The sequence below is a fragment of the Maridesulfovibrio ferrireducens genome (assembly GCF_900101105.1).
Taxonomy (GTDB): domain Bacteria; phylum Desulfobacterota; class Desulfovibrionia; order Desulfovibrionales; family Desulfovibrionaceae; genus Maridesulfovibrio; species Maridesulfovibrio ferrireducens.
This window is the reverse complement of the sequence record NZ_FNGA01000003.1, coordinates 163,594-188,327: the sequence shown is the minus strand read 5'-3', so window position 1 is coordinate 188,327 and position 24,734 is coordinate 163,594. Positions and strand designations below refer to the sequence as shown.

General features: G+C 42.5%; 18 protein-coding genes. 4 read left to right on the top strand and 14 right to left on the bottom strand.

The window, feature by feature from the left end; translation table 11 throughout:
• Window positions 1–112 precede the first annotated feature (112 nt).
• The 4 genes from BLT41_RS10070 to BLT41_RS10055 all read right to left on the bottom strand — a co-directional run bounded on the left by BLT41_RS10070 (window position 113) and on the right by BLT41_RS10055 (window position 10,052).
• Entirely contained in the window at window positions 113–1,825 is a 1,713-nt protein-coding gene (locus BLT41_RS10070; RefSeq protein WP_092160773.1) for an L-lactate permease, read from the bottom strand.
• Window positions 1,826–2,033: 208 nt separating this feature from the next.
• Window positions 2,034–5,558, bottom strand: coding sequence for a pyruvate:ferredoxin (flavodoxin) oxidoreductase (nifJ, locus tag BLT41_RS10065; protein WP_092160772.1), 3,525 nt, complete (start codon window positions 5,556–5,558; stop codon window positions 2,034–2,036).
• A gap of 386 nt (window positions 5,559–5,944) precedes the next feature.
• The gene (locus BLT41_RS10060) at window positions 5,945–7,411 is read right to left on the bottom strand and encodes a sigma-54-dependent transcriptional regulator (protein ID WP_092160771.1); all 1,467 of its coding nucleotides are present in this window, start codon (window positions 7,409–7,411) and stop codon (window positions 5,945–5,947) included.
• Window positions 7,404–10,052, bottom strand: a complete 2,649-nt coding sequence (locus BLT41_RS10055) for a hybrid sensor histidine kinase/response regulator (RefSeq protein WP_244512244.1) — start codon at window positions 10,050–10,052, stop codon at window positions 7,404–7,406. The genes BLT41_RS10060 and BLT41_RS10055 overlap by 8 nt, the downstream gene beginning before the upstream one ends.
• 398 nt (window positions 10,053–10,450) lie before the next feature.
• Here BLT41_RS10055 and BLT41_RS10050 point away from each other — a divergent pair, with 398 nt between their 5' ends.
• Window positions 10,451–10,651 carry a hypothetical protein gene (locus tag BLT41_RS10050; RefSeq protein ID WP_092160770.1) on the top strand — a complete coding sequence of 67 codons (201 nt, stop codon included), beginning with the start codon at window positions 10,451–10,453 and terminating at the stop codon, window positions 10,649–10,651.
• Window positions 10,652–10,761: 110 nt separating this feature from the next.
• On the opposite strand, the gene BLT41_RS10045 is transcribed toward BLT41_RS10050, so the two are convergent.
• The 6 genes from BLT41_RS10045 to BLT41_RS10020 form a co-directional block, all read right to left on the bottom strand.
• Complete coding sequence (locus BLT41_RS10045; RefSeq protein ID WP_092160769.1) at window positions 10,762–11,148, bottom strand: DUF3568 family protein; 387 nt, start codon at window positions 11,146–11,148, stop codon at window positions 10,762–10,764.
• A 189-nt stretch (window positions 11,149–11,337) separates the two neighbouring features.
• Window positions 11,338–11,733 carry a response regulator gene (locus BLT41_RS10040; protein WP_092160768.1) on the bottom strand — a complete coding sequence of 132 codons (396 nt, stop codon included), beginning with the start codon at window positions 11,731–11,733 and terminating at the stop codon, window positions 11,338–11,340.
• A gap of 282 nt (window positions 11,734–12,015) precedes the next feature.
• Window positions 12,016–13,722: an FAD-dependent oxidoreductase gene (locus BLT41_RS10035; protein WP_092160767.1), complete on the bottom strand. Its 1,707-nt coding sequence runs from the start codon at window positions 13,720–13,722 to the stop codon at window positions 12,016–12,018.
• A 149-nt stretch (window positions 13,723–13,871) separates the two neighbouring features.
• Window positions 13,872–15,062 (bottom strand): aminotransferase-like domain-containing protein, encoded by a 1,191-nt coding sequence (locus BLT41_RS10030; RefSeq protein ID WP_092160766.1) that lies wholly within the window; start codon window positions 15,060–15,062, stop codon window positions 13,872–13,874.
• A gap of 287 nt (window positions 15,063–15,349) precedes the next feature.
• Complete coding sequence (locus BLT41_RS10025; RefSeq protein WP_092160765.1) at window positions 15,350–15,925, bottom strand: hypothetical protein; 576 nt, start codon at window positions 15,923–15,925, stop codon at window positions 15,350–15,352.
• 180 nt (window positions 15,926–16,105) lie between these two features.
• Complete coding sequence (locus BLT41_RS10020) at window positions 16,106–16,450, bottom strand: DVU0772 family protein (protein ID WP_092160764.1); 345 nt, start codon at window positions 16,448–16,450, stop codon at window positions 16,106–16,108.
• Window positions 16,451–16,638: 188 nt separating this feature from the next.
• On the opposite strand from BLT41_RS10020, the gene BLT41_RS10015 reads away from it, so the two are divergent.
• Entirely contained in the window at window positions 16,639–17,268 is a 630-nt protein-coding gene (locus BLT41_RS10015) for a YigZ family protein (protein WP_092161613.1), read from the top strand.
• Between the two features lie 113 nt (window positions 17,269–17,381).
• Window positions 17,382–17,837 carry a DUF3795 domain-containing protein gene (locus BLT41_RS10010; protein ID WP_092160763.1) on the top strand — a complete coding sequence of 152 codons (456 nt, stop codon included), beginning with the start codon at window positions 17,382–17,384 and terminating at the stop codon, window positions 17,835–17,837.
• 67 nt (window positions 17,838–17,904) lie between these two features.
• Here BLT41_RS10010 and BLT41_RS17460 read toward each other — a convergent pair whose 3' ends face one another.
• The 4 genes from BLT41_RS17460 to BLT41_RS09995 form a co-directional block, all read right to left on the bottom strand.
• The gene (locus tag BLT41_RS17460) at window positions 17,905–18,075 is read right to left on the bottom strand and encodes a hypothetical protein (protein ID WP_170830358.1); all 171 of its coding nucleotides are present in this window, start codon (window positions 18,073–18,075) and stop codon (window positions 17,905–17,907) included.
• Window positions 18,076–18,255: 180 nt separating this feature from the next.
• Window positions 18,256–18,993, bottom strand: coding sequence for a fumarate reductase iron-sulfur subunit (locus BLT41_RS10005; RefSeq protein ID WP_092160761.1), 738 nt, complete (start codon window positions 18,991–18,993; stop codon window positions 18,256–18,258).
• Between the two features lie 2 nt (window positions 18,994–18,995).
• Entirely contained in the window at window positions 18,996–20,834 is a 1,839-nt protein-coding gene (locus tag BLT41_RS10000) for a fumarate reductase flavoprotein subunit (protein ID WP_092160760.1), read from the bottom strand.
• Window positions 20,835–20,843: 9 nt separating this feature from the next.
• Window positions 20,844–21,494, bottom strand: a complete 651-nt coding sequence (locus tag BLT41_RS09995) for a succinate dehydrogenase/fumarate reductase transmembrane subunit (protein ID WP_092160759.1) — start codon at window positions 21,492–21,494, stop codon at window positions 20,844–20,846.
• A gap of 404 nt (window positions 21,495–21,898) precedes the next feature.
• Between BLT41_RS09995 and BLT41_RS09990 the strand changes: the two genes are divergently transcribed.
• Window positions 21,899–24,676, top strand: coding sequence for a M16 family metallopeptidase (locus BLT41_RS09990; protein WP_092160758.1), 2,778 nt, complete (start codon window positions 21,899–21,901; stop codon window positions 24,674–24,676).
• Window positions 24,677–24,734 lie beyond the last annotated feature (58 nt).

Genomic DNA, 24,734 nt, shown 5'->3' with positions numbered 1-24,734 from the left:
TATATTTGCTCCTGTCTTAAAAATGAACTCATTATGAATATATAATTAACACCATTCTACACTTTTTTAATATCCCGGCCGGCGATGGCTCCGACCGGGATATTAAATCAAACTAGAACAGGTGAGGTAAAAATACGAAGGACATGAGACATGCAACTACGCCGACAACAAGACCGTAAAGCAGGAAAGGCCATACAGTACGTCTAAGAATAGCGCCTTCCATGCCGGACAATCCGACAACCGCACAACCGGCAACGATGTTATGGATACAAATCATGTTACCCATTGCTCCACCGACGCCCTGTGCTGCAACGATAATCTGATGAGGCAGATTCAGAGTTGAAGCTACGCCCCACTGGAATTCTGCAAAAAGAAGATCGGAAACAGTGTTTGAACCTGTGATGAAAGAACCGAGTCCACCAACAAAGGATGCAAACATAGGCCATGTCTGACCGGCAAGACCGGAAACAGTTTCTGCCAATGCAAGAGGCATGGACAAATAATTGTTAGGGTTAAGAGCCGCATCAACAATACCGGAACCCTTAAAGATAGAAACGATTGAAACAGCAAAGAACAATGCGATTGTAGGGCTCTTCATCTTAGCGATAGCTTCTTTCCAAGCAAGAGCAGCTTTATCGCCGGGAATTCTGTGAATGAAGATCGTAAGGATAGCTACAAGAGCAAAAGGAATAGTACCTGGGAGATATAGATATTTAATAGAAGCATTTACACTTTCAAAACCAAGGATGTTTGTGAAAGGAATAGATACACCGGCAAGCATGCCCTTGAGACCGAGTTCAGGAATACGGGTAACAACAAGGATCAAACCGATAAGAACATAAGGAGTCCATGCACGGAACTGGCTCATGTGAGCTTTGAATTCTCCGCCGTTTTCAGCAGAAACAGAACCGGTCCATTCAGCATCCCACTCAGACATAGGTCCGAAAGACCATGAAGTGGAAGGCATACAGAAACCATTTTTAGCTCCAACAATGATAATACCAAGACCGACAAGACCACCGATGAGAGATGGGAATTCTGGTCCTACAAGCCATGCAGTCAAAAGGTAGGGAACTGAGAATGCAGTTGAAGAGAACAAACAGAATTTCCATGCTCCGAAACCTTCACTCCAGCAACGGTTCTTACCGAAGTATCTGGTCATGAAACCGAGCATAAAGATAGGCAGGATATAGATCATAGGAAGATGCATCAAAGTTGCCCACTGACTGACCAACTTATCAAACATTTCCATTGAGCTGAAATTAACACCGGGAGCGCCGGTAGCTACTGCTGTTTCAACAAGTCCGGTGAGGTACTTGAAACCGATGATGACAGGTGTTCCAACAGCTCCGAACGTTACCGGGAAGGAGTTGAAAACCAGACACATAACAACGGCTGCGAGTGGCGGGAAACCGAGACTTAAGAGGAGCGGTGCGGCGAGAGCTGCCGGAGTACCGAACCCTGCTGCGCCTTCAATAAATGCGGCAAACATGTACCCGATAATCAGAACCTGAATACGCGGGTCACGAGTGATTCCCTGAAAACCATACTGAATGGTTTCCATACCACCACTGTATTTCAGCGTATAAAGAATAATAATAGCACCGAAAACAATGATTAAAATACCAGTTGCAGTTACAAAACCTTGCAAAGTAAGCGCAGCAACATAAGCAGCTGGAAGATTCCAGACAGCGATTGCGCCGATAGCACAGGATAACCATGCAACCGGCATTGCTTTAGTTGCAGGCCAACGCATACCAACCATTAAAATCAGGGCAAGAGCAATCGGAACGAGTGCTACAAGAGCTAGAATTCCTACAGTCATGTTTCCTCCTTAAGCAGAAAAAATCGAAGTTTGTTATTATGCTTTGATGAAACAGCTTCATCGTACCACATATGCATAATAAAATCTCATTCTTTTAAAGTCTTTTGAATGACTCCCTCCCAACCTTCTACGAAACACCTTCAACCTCGCAGAAAAAGGGATGTTTGCGGGTGGACTAAGAGCTGTCCACCCGCAAACGGTGGGGTTTTTATTCGCTTTCGCTGGAACCAGCGTCAGCCATATATTTTAAAATATCGTAGCGTTCGTTGTAATCTTTCTCGATTTTCGCACGATATTTTTTTGATGCTTCTGGGTTGGTACGTTCCAGCAATCCGTAACGGTTTTCACCAGCCATGAATTCCTGCATTGTTCCGTCAGGAGCTTTAGATTCAAGGATGAAAGGATTCTTACCTTCATCAGCAAGAAGCGGATTGTAGCGGTAGAGAGGCCAGTAACCGCTGTCTACAGCCAACTTCATTTCAAGCTGAGTTTTGCCCATACCCTTTCTGATTCCCTGGTTGATACAAGGCGCGTACGCGATGACCAAAGAAGGACCGGGGTATGCTTCAGCTTCCTGAACAGCTTTCAGGAACTGCTGTTTGTTAGCTCCCATGGAAACGCAGGCAACATATACATAACCGTAGGTCATCGCGATGCGACCAAGGTCTTTTTTACCTGTGCTTTTACCGGAAGCAGCAAACTTAGCGATGGATCCGAGCGGTGTTGCTTTAGAAGCCTGACCACCGGTGTTTGAGTAAACTTCGGTATCCATTACGAAGATATTGATATCTTCACCGGATGCGAGGACGTGATCCACGCCGCCGAAACCGATGTCATATGCCCAACCGTCACCACCGAAGACCCAGAAGGACTTCTTAGTGAACAATTCTTCCATGTCAGCAATTTCGAAAAGAAGATCTGTCTGAGGAGCAGCGAAAAGATTTTGAAGAACCTTTTTACCGAACTCTTCTGAGAGAGCAGCGTTCTTGCGGTTGTCCAACCATCCCTGCATTGCTTCTTCCAGCTCGGCAGGAACACCTTCGCTGATAGCTTCAGTTACGAGGTCTGCAAGTTTTTCACGGCGATGCGAAATACCCATTTCGATACCAAAACCAAACTCTGCAGCATCTTCAAACAGTGAGTTGCCCCATGCAGGACCATGACCGTTCTTGTTTGTGCAGTAAGGAGTAGTCGGAGCAGATGCACCCCAGATTGAGGAACAACCTGTTGCGTTCGCAATAACCATGCGTTCGCCGAACAGCTGAGTGAGAGCTTTAACGTAGGGGGTCTCACCACAACCGGCACATGCACCGGAGAATTCCATAAGAGGACGCTGGAACTGACTTCCTTTAACGGAAGATCTGCTGACCAGGTCATCTTTTTCAGGAATAGTCTGCGCAAAAGTAAGGTTAGGAATTTCAGTCGGAGCCTGAGTTGCAAGAGGTTTCATAACCAGTGCTGTTTCCTTTGCAGGACAGATATCAACACAGTTACCGCAGCCCAGACAATCCTGAGAATAAATCTGCATGCGATACTTAAGGCCGCTGAGTTCTTTGCCCTTGGCAGCAATAGTTACAAAACTTTTCGGTGCTCCTTCCAGTTCTTCTTCAGCAGCGAGAACAGGACGGATTGCAGCGTGCGGACAAACAAATGCACACTGGTTACACTGAATACAGTTTTCAGGAAGCCACTGCGGAACATTTACTGCTACGCCGCGCTTTTCAAACTGAGAAGTGGAAAGAGGGAAGAGACCGTCTGGTTCAAAAGCGGAAACAGGCAGGTTATCCCCTTTTTGGCCCAATATAGGACGAACAACATCAGTAATGAAGTCGGGTTCATCTGTGACGGTCTCTTCTGTATCAGTGAGGTCTTTCCAAGAATCAGGATAGGTAACTTCGACAAGGTTTGCGACAGCCTGATCGACTGCTGCATTGTTCATATTAACAATCTTGTCGCCTTTTTTACCGTAAGCTTTTTTGATGGATTCCTTAAGCAAAGCAACAGCCTGCTCAAAAGGAATTACGCTGGAAAGCTTGAAGAATGCAGTCTGCATGATCATATTAATACGACCACCAAGACCTGCAGCAGCAGCGATTTTAACAGCATCTATTGTGAAGAACTTGAGGTTCTTTTCAGCAATGGTGCGGCGCATGGAAGCTGGAAGTTCTTTTTCCATATCTTCTGCGGACCAAGGTGAGTTGATAAGGAAAGTTCCGCCATCTTTAATGCCTTCAAGAAGGTCATAAAGGTGAACGTAGCTTGAGTTATGACAAGCAATGAAGTCCGCGCTTGTTACCAAGTAGGTGGACTGAATCGGTTTGTCACCGAAACGCAGATGAGACATGGTGATACCGCCAGACTTCTTAGAGTCGTAAGCGAAGTATCCCTGTGCGTACATATCAGTGTTATCACCGATGATTTTAATAGCCTGCTTATTAGCACCGACAGTTCCGTCAGCTCCGAGTCCCCAGAACTTACACTGTACAGTTCCTTCAGGAGTTGTATCGAGAGAAGCACCCATATCAAGTGATGTGTGAGCTACGTCGTCTTCGATTCCAACGTTGAAGTGGTTCTTAGGACCGGTTGCTTTCATGTTGTCGAAAACAGCCTTGACCATGCTAGGTGTGAATTCCTTAGAACCGAGACCGTAACGGCCGGCAGTAATAACAGGAGCTTCACCGCGTTCCATGAAAGCAGTACAAATATCCTGATACAAAGGATCACCAATAGCGCCAGGCTCTTTTGTACGATCAAGAACAGTGATATTTGTGGTAGTAGCAGGAAGAACCTGCATGAAGTATTCAGAGATGAAAGGACGATACATGCGAACTTTAACAAGTCCGATTCTTTCGCCCTGAGCAATCAGGTGGTTGACAACTTCTTCGATTGCTTCACAACCGGAACCCATTGCAACAATAACTCTTTCAGCTTCAGGATGTCCTACATAATCAAAAGGCTTGTAGTAGCGACCGGTGAGATCACCGACTCTCTTCATGCACTTAACGACTACTGAAGGAACCTGCTCGTAGAAAGGATTACAAGCTTCACGTGTCTGGTAATAAATATCGGGGTTCTGAGCTGTTCCGCGAATAGACGGATTCTCAGGACTCATGCCTCTGGCGCGGAAATTCGCAACAGCTTCCCAGTCCATGAGTGCTGCCATATCTTCATAATCGATGACTTCAATCTTCTGAATTTCATGAGAAGTACGAAATCCGTCAAAGAAATGCATGAATGGAACACTGGACTCAATTGAAGCAAGGTGAGAAATAAGTGCAATGTCCATACATTCCTGTACGGAGCTTGATGCCAGCATTGCAAAACCTGTCTGACGACAAGCCATTACGTCCTGATGATCCCCAAAAATAGAAAGAGCCTGCGCTGCAAGAGCACGGGCAGAAACATGAAAAACACCGGGGAGAAGCTCACCGGAGATCTTGTACATGTTAGGAATCATGAGCAGGAGACCCTGCGACGCTGTGTAGGTTGATGTAAGAGCCCCTGCAGCAAGAGCGCCATGAACTGCTCCGGCGGCACCTGCTTCAGACTGAAGCTGCTTTACATTTAAAACCTGACCGAAAATGTTTTTGCGGCCCTGTGCTGCCCATTCTTCAGCAACTTCACCCATGGTGGATGATGGGGTAATGGGATAGATGGCTGCGGTATCACTCATAGCATATGCTACGTGTGCAGTTGCAGTGTTTCCATCCATTGTCTTCATAATTTTAGCCATTAATTTCGCTCCTTAGAGATTTGATGAAACAACCTCATCGAGTTAAGACTTTGTTTTGAGCCTGAATGCAGGCATAAGATTGAATACTCAACTAACCACTACTCAAATTTTATGCCAAACATAGAATATTTATAAAAATCTAATATAAACAAACACTTAGCAATCAAACAGACTTAGAATTGGAATAACCACTCAACACCAGTCCTAAAAACAGGACAAGAAAACAATTAATAACGAAAAAAAACATTCACAAACTGCCATATAATCACATTTATTTACCTAAAAATTCTATAAACACCTATAAAGACACAAAAAAAGCCCTGTCTTAAAAACCAGACAGGGCTTGTCCTAAAAAACGGACTAATGCTTACATTATATTTTATTAACTAATAACTAATCTCATATTTTTTAAGCAAAGCATAAAAGTGCGAACGAGAAAGACCAGAAACACCTAAGATAACGGACGTTTCTCCACTATACCTAGTTAATAGTTCTTCAAGATACCTTTTCTCGGCAAGTCCCTTAAAAACTTTTAGAGATGGCAATTCACTCAAAAAAAGATCTGAAACAGTCGCTGAAACAACAGAATCAATTGACGTGTCCACTTTTTCAGACTCTTCCATTGTTTCGTAATCCAGTCGTCCTTGATCACGAATTACAACGGCTTCAGTTTTTTTAAGATTAGATTTTGCCATTTTAATTCTTAAATTATCTGATAAATGCATGGCATAAATAGTATTCCCACTGCCGCATGCAATAAAAGCCTGCTCTACCACATTGAACAATTGACGGACGTTACCGGGCCATTCATAATTTTCTAAAACATCATAAAAGTCAGAATTGGCAACTTTGGGAGGGACTCCGTACTGAGTGCGAAGCCTTCTCAAATGAAAATCAGTAAGTTCCAGTATGTCACCGCTTCTATCCCTTAACGGCGGTAAAGTGATATGAATAGTCTGGATGCGGTATAAAAGATCCTGACGAAATTCGCCCTTGGCAACCATCGCCTCAAGATTTCTATTTGTAGCAGCTATCAATCTGAAATCACTTTTAAATTCTCTATTTTCTCCGACCGGACGATACGTTCTTTCCTGCAAAACTCTCAAAAAAGATTTTTGCACGGAAAGAGACATCTCCCCTACTTCGTCAAGAACCAGAGTGCCTTTATCTGCTAAAGGAACTAGCCCCTTACGGTCTGCCTGCGCTCCTGTGAACGATCCCCGCTTATGCCCGAACAAGGTGCTTTCAACCAGATTTTCGGTAAGCGAAGCACAATCCACAACAATAAAATTATTTTGTGCGCGTCTGGAATTATCATGAATTGTACGGGCGAAAAGCTCTTTACCTGTACCGGTTTCACCCGTTACCAGCACATTTGCATCAGAGCCTGCCGCATGAGCTACAAGATCATAACAACTTTTTATTTCGGGACTTTTACCGACAATATTATCTAAATTAAGGGCGACCCGTTGAGCTTTATTTTTCTTCTCATTGTGAAAAGCCAAAGCCCTGCTCATGGAAAGAGATATCTGCTTAATTGATGAAGGTTTAACAAGGAAATCCCATGCCCCGCCCTGTATAGCGAGTTCCGCACCGTCATCATCACCCTTTCCGGTAAGAATAATAACTTCCGGAGAACCTGATGAACCCTTTATGCGCGGCAGAAAATCCAGCCCGTTTCCATCCGGTAAAGAAATATCTAAAAAAACGAGATCAAAGGCAACTCTCTCAACTTTATCCATACCGCTGGACAAAGTATGAGCATAATCTCCTTCGTGACCCGATCGAACAATAAGACTTTCAATTGTTTCGCAAACCTGCACATCGTCATCTATTATAAGAATTCTACCCATCATTTTTCTCCGTGGACAATAGAACTTCTCTAATAGCATCCGCAATTATGTTCTTACTGTATGGTTTCATTAGGACTTTCCTGACATTTTTTACTTCAGACGCGAAGTTTAAGAAATTCCTTCTCCCTGAGACGATAAGCACCGGAATAGCCGGTGCAACATTCTGAATATCTTTGGCAAGGTCCAAACCGTTAGCTTCCGGCATATCATAATCAGTTATGATCAAATCGAATTGATGAGGGTCTGCACTGATTAATTTGAACGCCTCAGCAGGTGATGATAGAGCTTTAACGGTATATCCGAGACTTTCCAATATCCTAGGTGTTGTTTCGAGCTGATCTTCATCATCTTCAACAAAAAGTATACTTTCCTGCCCAAGGTGCAAAGGCCCATAACTTTTATTATCCAAATTTCTAATTTGACTTGTAACAGGCAGATATATTTCGAAACTTGTTTTAACATTCGGAGAACTATGTACACTTGTACCGCCACCATGTCCCTTTATTAACCCGTGGACAACTGCGAGTCCAAGCCCGGTTCCCTCAGCTTTACCTTTGGTCGTAAAAAATGGATCAAAAATCTTATCCAATATTTCCACAGGAATGCCCGGACCATTATCTGAAATTGCGAGTTTAAGATATTTCCCTGATTTAACTCGCATAAACTGTCCCTGCTCATCATCAACATCTACAGTTCTAAGAGAAACCTCAATATGCCCCCCACTATCCCTGATAGACTGAAAAGAATTGGTACACAGATTCATTATTACCTGATGAATCTGTGTAGGATCAGCCATGATTAACGGGACATCTTCAGAAACATTCGCCGTAACCCGAATATTTCTTGGCAGGGAAGCTTTAATAAAATCGACAGTTTCGCGAACAACATCACTAATATCTGTAGGTTTAAAACCTTCCTGTGAAGGACGGCTGAACGTCAAAATCTGCTTAACAACACGGCTTCCGCGCTGAGCGGCTTTTACAGCTCGATCTAAATCTTTCCAAGTGATGGTTCCTTCTTTCACGTCATTCATCGCGAGTTCAACCGAATTTATGATGGAAGTAAGGATGTTATTGAAATCATGAGCAATACCACCGGCAAGAGTCCCGATTGCTTCCATCTTTTGCGATTGAAGAAGTTGCTTTTCAAGATTAACTCTACGCGTAACATCCTGGGCCGTTGAAAGAGTTCCTACAACATCCCCTTTTTCATTATAAAGTGGAACCTTATTAATATCCAACCAGACAGCATCACCACCTTCACGCGTCATTGCCCAACTGATGCGTAAACGCTGTTTCCCTGTTTCAATAACCTGCTTATCCCATTTAGCGGCTTCCTCTGCAAACTCCTTGTCAGGCTTGAGTACGGAATCATCCAAACCGATGATTGCCGAGGGAGAACCCATTTCAAAGAAATCAGTAAAAGAGCTGTTTGCCCCGAGATACCGCTGACTTTTATCTTTCCAGCAAATTTGTAGGGGTATGGTATCCATAAGAATTTCCTGAAAAGACAACTGTGCCTTAATTCTTTTTTCAACCCTTCTGCGCTGTAAAATAGAAATAACCAGAAAAATTAAAATAATACTGAGCACAAACAAGGAAACTATAATTGTCCAGAAAACCTGTTTGTTCAGCTTATAAAAATAGTCAGGCCCATTAATAATAATGCTGTCTTCGGGCAAAAGTGTTTGATCTATATTGAACTTTTTCAGGATATTATAATCGAACATATAATATTCATTCGTACCCAAGACTACTTTCTGTCCGGGCATCTGACCTGTCTGCAAGACCTCGACAGCCATTTTAGCGGCCTGCCGTCCTTGATCCTGCCCCGAAAGAAGTTTCCCCCCGACTATGCCATGTCCAAGAAGAAATTCCCATACGCTGAAAACCATAACCGGAGAGTTATCTGATATAATCTGAAGGACTTCTTCCGCTGTATATAATTCACCGTGAGCTCCTTTATAAAAAGGAGTAAAAAGAAGAATCTCATTGCGATCCATGCCACGAGACCTCTTGAGCAGTTCAGCCAAGGTGAGATCATTCCAATATTCAAAGGTTAACCGGCCGGCGAACAGCGGTGCAGCTGTTTCTATCTGATGAACTATTGCTCGAGATGTTACGGAATTATCTCCGACAACTGTAACTTTTTTAATGTCATGATTAAACGTAAGAGCAAGATTTACATTGGCTTCAATATCCGGATTTTCGAGAACTCCGCCATAGTTATTCTTTCCTTTGATAAGATCAGGTTTAAAATCATTAATACCGCAAAAAAGAACCGGAACATCAGAAAAGAAACTATCCTGATATTTAAGCATGAAATTCAGCGCCGCATTATCCGAAACAATAATCGCCGACAAATTGTAACCTTTATATTTGAAAGCATAATAAGAATGCAGAATTTCCATAAATTCTTCACCCTTAAACCGCTTTGTATCCATATATTCAATATGCAGATCAATATTCAGATTGCTATCATTTAAAACTTCTCTGACACCATCCAGAATATCATCTGACCATGCGTAGCCATTCTGATAAGAATTGAGAAAAAGAACATTTCTTTTCTCACTTTCAGCCATGGATAACGTCGCTGAAAAAATCATTATAAATAGTGCAAATGCAGTGACTAAATATCTCACTTGTATTGCTCTCCGGTTTATTTAAATATTAGAAGCAACTGAAAATTAATTTCGATGTTTCCTACCATACAAAAACTATACCGCAATAGCCATCCTAATACCTTAGAGCACCCCAACAGCTTAAAAAAAAATCTAAAAACAAATAACAAGTCCTATGCAGCCGTTGGTAAAGACAGTGTTAAAAATAGCAATTAAAACTCTTTGTAATTGTTGAACTTTATTTTGTATTTTACAATTTATCTTGTTATTTATGAGTCTTAACTAAATTATTATATTACTAAGTATTACAGATAGATTTTGCTTTCATGCTATTTTATTTCAAATAGGCATTGTCTTGCCACCTCAGAAGAGTTATATTCTAAATATAAAGATATAACCATTCAGCAAAGGGAGGACTTATGAAAAAGACAACACCAATCCCAACTCCACAGAAAAAGATTAGCACCAAAGTTGACCCAAAGGTCAAAACAACTCAGGAAAAATGTGAAATATTCGTGCTCACAAATGAAAACTGGAATGTTCAGCAGGATGATCGGGCAAATATTATGAGTGCTGATTTTCATCAAATGGAATCTGCAAGGAACACTAAATCAGCATGAAAAAAAATCGACAACAAAAAACCATTAATCTATTGGAGCTGAAAATAATAAAAAAAAGCACACTTAACTAAGTCAAGTGTGCTTTTTTTATTTATAAGGGCTGATTAAACCTACAAATTACTCTTAATCCTTGAAAGAATTCTTGATGAAGCCTGCTCATCACCTAACATACCATACCTGACTGAAACTTCAGTAACTCTGGAAGAAATGCTCTTCATGTCAATGTATATTGTAGTGTCAACATCAATAGCCTTAATCGATGCGTCACTTATCCTCTTCTCATTACTCTCAATTTTTAAACCAAGTCCCTGACAAGCTTTCAATGTAGCCTGATAAGTAGAGCTTAAATTGGCATTATATTGGCGTTTTGCCTGACCTGCTACATAGGCGTAAGTTCCACCTGCTGCTGCTCCGCCGAGTAAAACAGCGCCGCAACCTGAAAGAGACAAGGCCATCAAGGTACACAGAAAAAATGTGGTGATCTTCTTTGCAATCATTATTAATCTCCTAATTTTGAATTCATATTTTTATTACAATCAACTTAAGAACGAATATGGACTACGACATTGTTCCAGTCAACTGCGGATAGACAATGTGCCGAAGGCTTAACAAAAACAACTATAATCAACACAAAAAAAGTGCGATCAAAAATACCGACCGCACTTATATATTAAATACATTTTAAATTATAAAATATTATTTTCGCGAAGTTCATTTAAAACTCTAACCTTGCTGAAAGGCTTCACTATATAACAACTGGCGTAACCTTTAAAAAAGGCCTGACTCACATTTTTAGTATCGTTAAGACAAGTAATCATAACAAGTTTGAACTCATCAGGCCCTTCAATCCCCCGCTGGAGCTCAAAATCGCGAAGTTTTTTTGTCGCAACGTGTCCATCCATTTCCGGCATCAGGATATCCATAAAAACCGTATCAAACGGATCACTATCCTCAACAGCTTTCTTAAATATATCCAGAGCTTCTGTTCCGTTAAACACAGCTTCACAACGAGCATACGGTGACAAAAGTTGCGTCAGATACATATGGACGGTTTCATCGTCATCAATAATAAGAAACCTCATAACCCCTCGCTTCAACCGTTCCCGATTTTAAATTAATTTATAAAAAACCCAAAAATCACTTAAATTTTTTCTATATTATAGCAAATAGATTTGTATAGCAATAATGAATCCTAAACAAACAACTGTAAAATACTTTTCAAAGCACTCATTAATTGAGCGATTTTAATTTTTAATATAAAAAAAGGTTCAAGACCGAAGCGTCAAATAGTGACACTTAAGCCTTGAACCTGATTAATAACGAATTAATTTTATTTTTTGAAAGAATTTAATTCAAGAAGACAGCTAGATATCGACACCCCAAGCTTTAATTACAGCCATGCCGCCCTGAGTATTCAGCACTTCATCAAAACCCAGTCCATGAAGCATAACTTGAGCTTCGTATGAGCGACCACCCGTATTACAGACGAGAACAATCTTCTTATCTTTTGGAAGTTCTTTGAAGCGGGCAGGAATTTCACCCTGAGGGATATTGTGCCAATACTCGGGATACTTCTCGAGAAACGGTTCAGCATCTGCGTGTTCGCGAACATCAAGGAAACAGTAATCACCGCATTCACGGTCAGCCCAGTATTTAGCGAAAACATCAGGACCATGTCCGTAATTCATGCCGGCAAGAGCGTTATCCGCCATATTTGCGATGGCGTTAAGCACATCCATTGCTGATGAGAAAGGCGGTGAATAAGCTACTTCAAGATTGCTTACATCTTCGATGGTAGGCTTGAATTTCATCATACCGGCAACAGCATTGATACGTCCGACCATTGCATCTCCGCTGGAGGCATAACCCTGCAATCCAAGAACCCGGCGAGTGGATTTATCAACGGTCATTTCCAGAATCATCATATCCCTAACAGGATAAAAATGTGCTCTGTCAGCCATGATCAGCATTACACTGACAGCATCAAAGCCGGCCTGTTTAGCAGAAGCGAGACTTAAACCGGTACCCGCGATAGATTTTTCGAAAAGCTTAACAACAAACGATCCGGCAGCGGCAGGAAAAGCTTCATTGCGTCCCGCAAGATTACTACCGATAACACGCCCCTGTCTGTTGGCCATGGACCCCATGGGCAGATAAAAAGGAGAATCATCGACAGCATTTTTAATTATTACACAGTCACCACCTGAAAAAATATCAGGATCGGAAGTACGCATAGTTTCATCAACAAGAATTCCACCACGCTCGCTGCAATCAAGTCCACACTCGCGTGCAAGCTTGTCATTAGGAAGAACGCCGGCTGAAATAATTACGATATCAGCTTCTATAGTTCCGTCAGGAGTTACAACCCGCTCAACTTTGCCGTCGCCCTCAATACGGGTAACAGTCTGTCCGAGTTTAAATTCAACGCCCTGCTCCTGCATATGATTCTGACCCATCTTAGCAAGCACAGGGCTGACCATGCGGGGTAGAATTTGATCGAAAATTTCAACAACAGTTGTTTCAATTCCCCACATATCAGAAAAAGCATCCGCCATCTCAAGGCCGATAAATCCAGCACCGACAACAACGGCTTTACTGAACTTGCCCTGAGTGATGCCTTGTTTAATCTTTTCGGCATCGTGCATATTACCGACGTAATATACATTTTCCAGATTTTCACCGGGAAGATTTAATTTACGGGGAGTAGCTCCGGTACCGATTACCAATTGATCGTAATCAAGCACACTCTTATCGCCCGTTTTCAAGTTCGTGATATGAACCTGCTTTTTATCGCGATCTATTTTAGTGGCTTCCGTACTGGAAAGGACCTCAACACCTTTGATATCTTTGAAAAAGGGTTCATCCCTCACCATATGAAAGGCAGTGGCACGAAGAGCACTTGCTTCCGAAACATCACCTGAAACAAAGTAAGGAATTCCACAACCGCCGTAAGAAAAAACATCATCTCTGTCGATGAGTGTTACTTTGGCATCCTGTCTGAGTCGTTTAAAACGACAAGCCGCTTTAGGTCCAAGTGCTACAGCACCTATGACAACTACATGTTCTGACATGATCAAACCTCTGATTTTCAATTAACTTAACTTCTAAAAAAACTATACCTAAAAGGGAGGTATTCTCTTTATTTCTTAAATGCAAGAAGAGGTACAGATTATAAAAATCTGTACCTCCTTAATAAATAACCAATTAACTAAATATTACATTACGCTCTGGCAATGAAATCCTTTAAACCTGCGCCTAAACGCTTAATCCCTTCAACGATGCGTTCTTCATCGGAATTTGAAAAATTAAGACGAAGAGTATTTTCACCGCTGTCATCAACATAAAAAGGACGACCGGGAACAAAAGCAACTTTATTTTTTATAGCTTCATCAAAAAAGTCCATAGCAGACAGAGATTCCGGAAGAGTCGCCCACAAAAACATTCCGCCCTCAGGTTCGGTTATTTTGACCTCGGCCGGAAAGTATTTTTTGATACTTTCAACCATAACATCTCTCTGTTTACCATAACGTTCTTTGATCTTTTCTATATGATCATCCAGAACATTATCAGTAAGATAGCGATGCATTACACGCTGAGCAAAAGTGCTGGTGTGCAAGTCCGAAGCCTGCTTGGCAATAATCAGTTTGTCGCGCATTTCGCCGCCGCAAACCATCCAGCCGAGCCTGAATCCAGGGGCCGCAACTTTAGAGAAAGATCCGAGTAAAATTCCACCTTCGTCAAGGTATCCTCTGACAACAGGAGGATGAGATTCTCCCCTGAACCGGAGTTCACCGTATGGATCATCTTCAATAAACAGAGTATCGCGTCCTTTCATAAGCTTAGCGACGCCTGCTCTTTTCTCGGCGCTATAGGTCAATCCCGAAGGATTCTGAAAATTTGTTACAGCATAAAACATTTTGACCTTATCTTGATTTAAAGCTGCTTCCAGCTCCGCAAGATTAGGTCCGTCCGCTTCAAGATCAACAGTAATAAAATCTGCCTGAAACATTGAAAAAGACTGAATTGCTCCAAGATAACCGGGACGCTCAATAATGACCTTGTCTCCGGCATTAAGAAGAACTTTACCAAGCAGATCTAGACACTGCTGTGAACCGGAAGTAATGAGAATTTCATCAGGACTGACATCAATTCCCTTCTTTTCCTTATAGCGAGCAGCAATATACTCACGCAGTGGAAGGTAACCTTCAGTCGTTGAGTACTGTAAAGACTGTGGTCCTGAATCTTGAAAAACACCAACTGCGGCAGCTTCAAGATCAGCAACAGGAAATAATTCCGGGTTAGGTAAACCGCCAGCAAAAGAAATAATAGATGTATCTTCAGTGACTTTGAGTATTTCACGAATGAAAGATCTGTGGACAGTAGACATCCGATCGGCAAACTTAACAGGCATCCGAGCCTCCTTGAAAACCATAACGCCACAATCTAAAGCATGTATTCCAGAAACCCAGTTCATGCCTTTCAGAAACCGTTCCCGAAAGAATTGTCAGCAAGTTGGTGCATTTAAAGGGACATTTCGATTTAATAATCAAAAGAAGAAACATCCTACTTATTTTTTTAGGGAACACAAGCAACAAAATGCACCTATATATAGAATACAGGTGCACTTTTTTTATTCACTCATGATAATAAGTAGTTACAACCTTAAAATACGTATTATAATCAGCTTATTTTAAAAAATCAGTCCTGATACGGAAGAGACGAGTGATGTAAAACAATCTTTAAGGCTCCGGACTCATCCCTTATATATCCAAATGTATACTCAACTTTTGCGGTGTTCCCTTTTGTATCTGTGAAAAGATATTCCCCCATGGCAATGGCCATATCACCGTGCATATACATTTCATCATTATGAAATTTAATATCAACCCAAGGCGCCAAGGCAAACCCCTTATCTTCCAGATATTCTGAATTATCCCCTATAAAATAGGAAAGAGCCCCTTCTTTTGAAACCCGAAATGGATGAATTTTGGCTTTGGTCGGCTTAAATAAGACTATGCCTTTTTCATAATTATACGCATAAAGTTGATTAATCAGATTTTGCGCAGCTTTTTTATAATCTCCGCCATTGGAATGAACCGCTCCGACATTTATCAGCATATCCGCCCATTGCTTTTGCGCATTTTCAACTTCCGCAACTGAGATCGGATCTTGAATCGTAACTTCATTTTTTGAGCAACCTGCTACGAATAAAAAGCAAAACATAACAGCAACTAAAACTAATCTGCAACAATACCGGCTTTTATCACGGGTCATAATACTTCTCCTTTAAATAGAGGTAAATTTCAGAGATATAACAATCACCTCAAGAATTATAACCCAAATATAACAAGTACGGCTACCCATAATTAAAAAAGACATTTCTCCTTACAAAAGGAAAGGGAGAGCGGCATAACCGCCCTCCCTTTCTAAGGCTGGGTAATAAGGAGATGGGAGCTAATTATCCATTTGATTTTCAATCCATTCTCTGACTTCTTCATTTACGGGATAATTTCCCTTTAATCCGCCCACTGACTTTCTGAATCTTTCTGCTATACCCTTAGGCAGATCAATACTAAGCAACTCGCGGGCTTCTTCCGAATTTCTGCGGACAAAAAGTACTCTCGGCTTTTCATCCCACATATAAACGGTGAAATAATTTGTGTAATCGTTCTTTGAAGTTACCGGAGGGAACTTGCTATCCCATGGGTGGTTACCCCACTCCAAATATAACATCACGGCATCTTCCGGAGTCATGTCCCAATCAATGTCCCAATTTCTGTATTCTCTTAGGCTTCCCATAACCGTCTCCTTATTAAACTGTTAGCTCTTTTTCCATCAACCTTGATTAAATAGTAACAATTACTATTAGCAAGTCAAGGATAAAAAGAACTTTAATTTAAAGCTGTCTTAAAGTAACAGCTGGGAATCAGTACAAACATTGCTTTTACCACTTATAATTAATGAATAAACCAGACTTATCTCAAATTATGGAAAATAAAGCTTACCCCGTCCCTAAAGAGGCACAAAGAACTGAAAGTATAATTAAGAAGAGTAAATTTATTTGCGATATCTGCCGCGTACAAAGTAAAGATGAAGCAAAAGCGTTCATTGCTGCCGTAAAAAAAGAATTCCCGGATGCCAGACATCACTGCTCCGCTTTTATCGCCGGCCCCTCGCAGACCGGAGACATGGGAATGAGCGATGACGGAGAGCCGCAGGGAACAGCCGGAAAACCGATGCTGCAAGTCCTGCAAGGCAGCGGAATCGGAGATATTGCCGCGGTTGTTACAAGGTACTTCGGAGGAATCCTGCTGGGCACAGGAGGGTTGGTCAGGGCTTATTCAGGAGCAGTACAACAAGGACTTGAATCACTCGAAATTGTAATGAAAGTCCCCATGCGGATTGTAACACTTGAAATAAGTTACGCGCAGGAAGGAATGCTGCGCCGCATGCTTGAAGGCTTTACAGCAAAAATAGAGGAACAAACCTTCGGAACGGACATTACTTTTACTTTAATTATGCCATCAAACCGGGTGGAAGAATTTACAAAGACTATCATTGAAGAAACAAACGGAACTGCTGAGCTTTTAATCGAAGATGAAGATATTTGGATTTAATTTACCCTGAAAGAGCCTCATTCTTTACTCTAACACGATTTTATGATTACGTTCATAAGTAGACACCACAGATTCAACAAAATATGCGTCATTAAATAGGCTCAATATATAAAATGAAATCCAAAAAAAATACTGCTTGCTGCGGGATATACTGTCCTGATTGTATTCATTACAAAAACAAATACAGCGTATATGCCCTTCTGCTGAAAGAGCACCTTATAGAGATTAACTTCGATAAATACGCAAAAATAAAAAGCCCCTTCGGTGAACAATTCCAAAAATATGATGAATTTGAAGAGGTTTTAAATGCGCTTGCCGGCACAGAATGCAATTGGGCTTGTCGAGTAGGCGGCGGATGTTCCGGCGTTCCGTGTAAAATAATGGAATGCTGTTTTTCTAATGAATACGAAGGATGCTGGGATTGTCCTGAAGTGGAAGGATGTGATAAATTTGATTTTCTGGCACCCCGATGCGGTCAGATGCCAAAGAACAATATCAGGAAAATACAAAAATTCGGTTTACAGCACTGGATAGAACATAGAGATAATTTTTACATCTGGCAAAAATAGTCATTAATAAAAAAGACCGCAGGAGGTTACTCCCACGGCCTATATATCCAAATCAAACTATAGACTGTTATTCTTTGTCCGGTGACCAGTTAGGATCAAGGTATTTGTCTGGATTATAAATACGCCAGTCGCGGTGATTATCTTTATATTTGGTGTCTGCACCGGGATAAGGAACGTACACGGTACCGTCGCTCTCATCTTTATTTTTCTGCATATCTGCCGTAGCTAGATTTTCCATAATGAACTCCCGTAACTTGAAAGTTACTTATAAAAACTTCTATTTCGAAAACCACCTAATAGACTTATCAGATCAGGTCAAGAGCCGATTTTTGCAAATTTATTTTTTTTTAAAAATGAAAAAACTCCCGACAGGAGCAACCTGCCGGGAGTTTTTTCATTCAAATTGTAGCGCTTACTTCTATTTTTTAAACATCTGCTTAATTGCTACAATCCCCATCTTACGACGGAGATAGCTAAGCTGATTCATAAGTGGCAGATTTTTCGGGCAGACATCTTCACAGGCAAGCAGCCCCATACATCCGAAAATCCCTTCGTCGGAACCGATTACATCAAAGTATTGTTTATCCGTACGCTTATCGCGGGGATCAACAACAAAACGACCTAAACGATTGAGAGCCGCCGCCCCCATAAAGTCATCACGCAGACGGGCGGTACCGCAAGCAGCGACACAACATCCGCATTCGATACAACGATCAAGTTCATAAACATCTTCCGCAACATCATTTTCCATAGGATCTTCAATTGCGTTGGCGTCAAAAACTTTATCTGTATGAATCCATGATTCAACCTTATTATACATAGACCTGAACCATGTTCCGGTATCAACTGACAAATCTCCAACCAGCTTAAAGACCGGAAGAGGTGTGAGAGTTATTTCCAGAGGAAAGTCTTTAGTCTTGGTATGACAAGCAAGTCCCGGTCTACCGTTGATAACCATTGCACAGGAACCACAAATACCTGCACGGCAACAGAAATCAAACTGCAATGAACCATCCTGTTCTTCACGGATACGATTCAGAGCAATAAAAAGGGTCATGCTGTCAGTTTCTTCCAGAATGTATGATTCCATATGAGGTATGGATTCAGGATTCTGAGGATTAAATCTGAATATATTGAATTTAAGCTGTCTTGCCACGGCTAGCTTTCCTCCTTGCTGTCTGCGCTGATAATCTGCATTTTACCATATCCGCGATCTCCCGGAGGAATCTCGTAGCTAGGAGTTGCATCTTCATATTCAAGAGTAGGAAGATCATCATCAGGGTTCTTCCAGTAAGCAAGAGTACGGGTGAGCCAGTCACGGTCATTACGTGCCGGATAATCTTCGCGGTTATGACTTCCGCGAGATTCCTTACGCTGCAATGCTCCATAGGCAACACAAAGGGCAAGTTTAACCTGTCCTTCAATTTTAAGTGCTGCTGAAAGTTCAGGACTTGCGCCATATCCATCAGTCTGAAGACCGACTTTTCTGGCCCGCTGCAAGGTTTCCTGAAGTGTTTCAACGCACTTGGTCAATCCTTCTTCAGTACGGAAGACATGCGCGCCCTTATCGAGTGCGTCCTGCATTGCTTCACGAACTCTATAGACATTCTCTTTACCGTTCGCACCGCTGATAATATCATCAATGCGCTGCTGCTGTTTTGCGGCAGTGCTTGATATAACGGCAGTCGGAATAGAACATTCATAGTTTTCGAGAAACTCAACAATCTTATGACCGACAATTCCGCCGGCTACTACGGTTTCCGCAAGAGAGTTACCGCCAAGACGGTTAAACCCATGCATATCCCAGCAAGCAGATTCTCCGGCTGAAAAGAGTCCTTTCAGTCCGTAAGCAGCTCCGTCTTTATTAGTACGGACTCCGCCCATGCTGTAATGCTGTGTAGGACGAACAGGAATCAACTGGTGAATAGGATCAACTCCGAGGAATGAAGTACAGATTTCGTAAACTTCACGAAGTTTTCCAGTGATGTGCTTTTCGCCGAGGTGACGGATATCAAGCCAGAGATGTTCACCGTAAGGAGAAGGAACGCCCTTACCTTCACGCATGTGATGAGTCATCCAGCGGGCGACAACATCACGGGAGGCAAGTTCGGCTTTTTCAGGCTCATAAATGTGCATGAAACGTTCTTCGTTCACATCAAGCAGAGTTCCGCCGTCACCGCGACATCCTTCAGTTACAAGGATATCGGTAGGAACGATCCCTGTGGGATGAAACTGTACAGCTTCCATGTTTCCAAGAGGAACAACGCCGGTATCGAGCACAGCGCCATGCACCCCGCCGTCACAAATGACAGCGTTTGTGGAAGCTTTGTAGATTTTACCGAAACCGCCGGAAGCAACCATGGTAGCTTTAGCAATATAAGCTACAAGCTCACCGGTACGCAGAGAACGGGCAATTGCGCCGTAACAGGTTTCGCCGTCCTGAATCAGAGCAATTGCTTCAACTTTATCATGAACTTCCACGCCAAGCTGAGCACAGCGGTTGTCCATAGTATAAAGAACAGAATGACCTGTTCCGTCAGAAACATAACAAGTACGCCATTTGGCAGTACCACCGAAGTTTCTGGCAGTAATCAGACCGCGCTTCTCTTCTTTTTCTTCTTTGTCGAACTGTTTTCCGCCCTTGAAGTATTTTGACTTACCGGGAACAACACGGTTCCACGGCACTCCCCAATCACAGAGGCGGCGCATTTCTATAGGAGCAGTGTCTGCAAATAAGCGTGCAACTTCCTGATCACATCCCCAGTCAGAACCTTTTACGGTATCTGAAAAGTGAACATCAGTGCTGTCACCTTCGCCCATTATGCTGTTGGCAAGAGCCGCCTGCATTCCACCCATTGCCGCAGCAGAGTGAGAACGTCTGGCTGGAACAATACTTAAACAGACAGCAGAAAGTCCCGCACCCGCAGCTTCAGCAGCTGCACGTTCCCCTGCAAGTCCGGCACCGATAATCAGTACGTCCTTATATATAGTCTGCATCAATCCCCCTTACGCAGTCAGGGTCATGAAACGGACAAGAGTCGCCAGACCTATACAGATGAAAACAACTGCAAGACCTGTTGCAAACCTGTTAAGTTTGCTGCGCTGATAATCTCTGATAAATCCCCACTTAACCGCAATACGATAAAGCCCTGCTACAACATGCAGAACAACAAGCGGAGCAAGTACGAGATAGAAATACAACCAAGGTCCGGACTGAACCCGGGCCGCTGAACGAGCTGCTGTGATAGGAAGATCACTTAAGACAGCCCACATGTGAATTGAACCCATGACAAGAATGAGCATTGCGGAAATAACCTGAACAATCCAAAGCCAGGTGTCCCTGTGGTGCATCATTTTGGCATGTGCCCAGATTGTTTTCTGACCTTCAAACCTGAATGGAATTTTGCGTGCAGCAAGATAAAAATGGAAGAGAAAAAGCAGAAAAAGAATCGGCCCGCCGATCTGAGCCATGTAGTTTTTTTCATACGTGTGCGCAATGGTATCCATAATATTCGTATTGATAATTACGCTTGAAACAAGACTCATATGCATAAATACAAAAATGATAAGAGCCACACCGGAACACATCTGGAGCCAATCCAAAATTGCATCACTTTTGCCCGACTTGGCAGTCGTGACTTTAGAATCGAAAGACATCAGCACCTCCGTTTAATTAAAGAAAAAAATATACCTCGCAACTGGTATTTTGGGAGAGCGATAATGTCTCTCATCACCTGTTTTGTCAATCAATCAATATTGACAACTAATTAAGTTTCTAGCTTTTTTTCTCCATGCAAAGCTTCTTTTTTACGTTTTTCGTAAAACTACACATTTATCAGCCTTGTTTTACCCCCTGAATAGGCAAAACAACTGACCATTGAGTAATCACTGCATTTTCCATTTTATTTAATTAAAAAATTAAACCTTGCCTAAACTTCCGTTGACCAATCTACCTCTCGAGCTTACTTACTATTTTATTATTTACTACAAACTGGGTTAGCCCCATATTTCAAATTTGGATTGTACTACAAAACGGATTGACACACGGGAGTTTAAAAGACATGTTCCCACATCAAAAAAACGCGGCGGTATCAGCCGCAAAAGGATTCAGAATTGAAAAGCTACCCATCATTCTCCTTCTTCTCGGAGCACTCCTAATGACTGCCGGATGCAAGATAGAGAGAACAGAACAAAGCGATAAACTGAAAGTTTCACAGAAAACCTCTGCTGAAGATTCCGCCATCAAGGAACTGAAAAAAGAAATTTCAGATGCCTTGTCTTCAGGTGACGGTCCGCACATTATCAAACTCAAAAACGGAATGAATCTTCTTATTAAAGAAGACACCAGATTTCCTCTGGTTAATGTCCGTCTGTTTGTTCATGCCGGTTCATCATATGAAACTCCTGATCAAGCAGGTATAAGTCACCTTCTGGAGCATATGGTTTTTAAAGGGACCGACAAACGCGCTCCCGGACAGACAGCTCTTGAAATCGAATCTGTCGGCGGTGACATGAACGCTGCGACAAGTTTCGACTACACAGTCTACTACGTTGAAGTGCCTGAAAATGAGTGGAAGCTCGGCATGGATATCGTCACAGATATGGCTTTCAACGCCAAAATAGATCCCGAAGAACTCAAATCTGAACGCGATGTTGTGCTTTCCGAACTTGAAAGAGGCGAAGACAATCCCGGAAGCAGAATATTCAAAACACTGCAATCAATTGTCTGGAAAGATAGCAGCTATCAGTGGCCTATTATCGGCTACCGCGAAACTGTCGAAAAAATTTCTTCCAAAGACATCCACGCATACATAGACAGGCTGTATCAGCCTCAATCAATGCTGCTGAGCGTTGTCGGTAAAATTGATCCGCAGCAGGTAGCTCTTGAAGCTGAAAAACTTTGCGGTTCTTTAGAAGCTACACAGCCGGTAGTGCCTCCCGTAAAATTTGGTGTTCCTGAAAACGGAAAAACGACTATCAAGATAATTCCCGGTAAGTGGAACAAAGTTTATATCGGCGCGGCTTTCCCTATTCCCGGTATCAGCTCAGCGAAAGTTGCAGGGCTTGAGACTCTTTGTGAACTGCTCGGCGGCGGAGAAACTTCTAAACTCTACCGCAAATTTAAATATGAAAAAAGAATGGTCGACAGCATTTCCGTTTCATCGCTGACACTTCAGCGCTCCGGCATGCTATATATCTTTGCAACTCTTGATGCGGACAAAGTAGAAGAGTTCTGGAAAGAACTTATGATCGAATTGTCTTCCATTGATTTCAATCAGTTTACCGACCGTGAAATGGAACGTGTTTCCCTGAATCTTGAAGATTCATTATTCCTGACCAAGGAAACCCTTTCGGGACTCGCTTCAAAACTCGGCTATTTTCAGTTCTTTGAAAATGGACAGCAGGCCGAAGAAAACTACCTTTACGATGTAAAAAACATTACCCGTCAGCAGCTTCAAAAGCTTTATGACGAATACTTTGTTCCTGAAAAGCTGGCATCATGCATGCTCACGCCCGAAGGATTCAAAACCACAGAACAAGATCTTGAAAAGATTGTAGCTGACAACTGGCCTGCGAAGAAAGTGACCGCCAATGAAAGCAGCGTATCCGGTCCCGGTGAGGCTTCCACCATTGAACTTGCGAACGGTAGCAAACTGGTTTTCATTCCTGATACGACCCTGCCATACACCGCAATGTCCATGTACTGGTCCGGCGGTGATGCAGATTTAACAGTAGAAGATCAGGGGCTGTCCGCGCTGGTTTCCCAGAGTTTGACTCGCGGAACCGCAAGCATGAACGCAACTGAACTTGAAGATTATGTTTCTGACAGAGCCGCCTCCATAGGAGCCTCTGCCGGACGCGAAGTTTTCGCCATAACCTCCAAGTTCCCTTCCCGTTTCACTGCCGACATGTTCCCGCTCATCAAAGAAATTCTGACTGCTCCACGATTTGCAGCCGAAGAAATAGACCGCGCTAAACAAGATCAGATTTCGTCCATTAAACGCAAAGAAGATCGCCCTGTAAGCTTAGCTTTCAGAAACATCTTTCCCTTCCTGTTTAAAAACGGAACCTACTCATATTACCACCTAGGTGTGCCTGCAAACGTTGAGAACTTCACCGAAGAAAATATCCGTGATTTCTGGGCCAAGCAATCATCCCGTCCATTTGTCATCGCAGTATGCGGAGATTATGACCGCGAAGCTCTCATGAATTTCGCCAAAGAACTTGACGCAAAACTCGTTCTCAAAGACAAGCCTGTCGAAATCCCCGTCCCTGACTGGGGAACTGACAACAAACTGGAACTCACCCTGCCCGACCGGAATCAAGCGCATCTCATGGCCATCTTTCCTATCCCGGGCATGGAAGACGAAGAAGCGACAGCAGGACTGTCTCTGCTCAGAGCGGCCCTTGCCGGACAGAGCGGACTTCTGTTCCGCGATTTACGCGATAAGCAGGGCCTCGGCTACACAGTAACCGCATTCCTCTGGCAGGCTCCCAAAACCGGATTCATGGCCTTCTACATCGGCACCAAACCGGAACAAGTGGAACAGGCAATGGCGGGATTTGAAAAAACAGTCGCCATGTTGCAAAAAGATGATCTACCGGAAAAAGAAATCCAGAGAGCTAAAAATATTCTGAACGGTGAGTACTATCAGGAACATCAAAGTCTGCTTTCACGAAGCAGAGAATCTGCAAGCTTAATTGTAAAAGGATTCGAACCTGACCTTGATCTCAAGCTCATTGAAAAAGCCGGAAAAATGAATGCGGCAGATGTCAGAGTCCTTATTAACAAATATCTGGACTGGAACAAAAAATATACGCTGACAGTCCAGCCCTAGTAAATATCGACGATATCATAGCTAACTAATTAGCTTTTAAGCCCCCGTGGAATAATAA

Excerpts from the sequence above, each read along its gene's own strand:
- BLT41_RS10070 (WP_092160773.1), bottom strand. The coding sequence starts at position 1,825 with ATGACTGTAGGAATTCTAGCTCTTGTAGCACTCGTTCCGATTGCTCTT.
- nifJ (WP_092160772.1), bottom strand. The coding sequence starts at position 5,558 with ATGGCTAAAATTATGAAGACAATGGATGGAAACACTGCAACTGCACAC.
- BLT41_RS10060 (WP_092160771.1), bottom strand. The coding sequence starts at position 7,411 with ATGGGTAGAATTCTTATAATAGATGACGATGTGCAGGTTTGCGAAACA.
- BLT41_RS10050 (WP_092160770.1), top strand. The coding sequence starts at position 10,451 with ATGAAAAAGACAACACCAATCCCAACTCCACAGAAAAAGATTAGCACC.
- BLT41_RS10045 (WP_092160769.1), bottom strand. The coding sequence starts at position 11,148 with ATGATTGCAAAGAAGATCACCACATTTTTTCTGTGTACCTTGATGGCC.
- BLT41_RS10040 (WP_092160768.1), bottom strand. The coding sequence starts at position 11,733 with ATGAGGTTTCTTATTATTGATGACGATGAAACCGTCCATATGTATCTG.
- BLT41_RS10035 (WP_092160767.1), bottom strand. The coding sequence starts at position 13,722 with ATGTCAGAACATGTAGTTGTCATAGGTGCTGTAGCACTTGGACCTAAA.
- BLT41_RS10030 (WP_092160766.1), bottom strand. The coding sequence starts at position 15,062 with ATGCCTGTTAAGTTTGCCGATCGGATGTCTACTGTCCACAGATCTTTC.
- BLT41_RS10025 (WP_092160765.1), bottom strand. The coding sequence starts at position 15,925 with ATGACCCGTGATAAAAGCCGGTATTGTTGCAGATTAGTTTTAGTTGCT.
- BLT41_RS10020 (WP_092160764.1), bottom strand. The coding sequence starts at position 16,450 with ATGGGAAGCCTAAGAGAATACAGAAATTGGGACATTGATTGGGACATG.
- BLT41_RS10015 (WP_092161613.1), top strand. The coding sequence starts at position 16,639 with ATGGAAAATAAAGCTTACCCCGTCCCTAAAGAGGCACAAAGAACTGAA.
- BLT41_RS10010 (WP_092160763.1), top strand. The coding sequence starts at position 17,382 with ATGAAATCCAAAAAAAATACTGCTTGCTGCGGGATATACTGTCCTGAT.
- BLT41_RS17460 (WP_170830358.1), bottom strand. The coding sequence starts at position 18,075 with ATGGAAAATCTAGCTACGGCAGATATGCAGAAAAATAAAGATGAGAGC.
- BLT41_RS10000 (WP_092160760.1), bottom strand. The coding sequence starts at position 20,834 with ATGCAGACTATATATAAGGACGTACTGATTATCGGTGCCGGACTTGCA.
- BLT41_RS09995 (WP_092160759.1), bottom strand. The coding sequence starts at position 21,494 with ATGTCTTTCGATTCTAAAGTCACGACTGCCAAGTCGGGCAAAAGTGAT.
- BLT41_RS09990 (WP_092160758.1), top strand. The coding sequence starts at position 21,899 with ATGTTCCCACATCAAAAAAACGCGGCGGTATCAGCCGCAAAAGGATTC.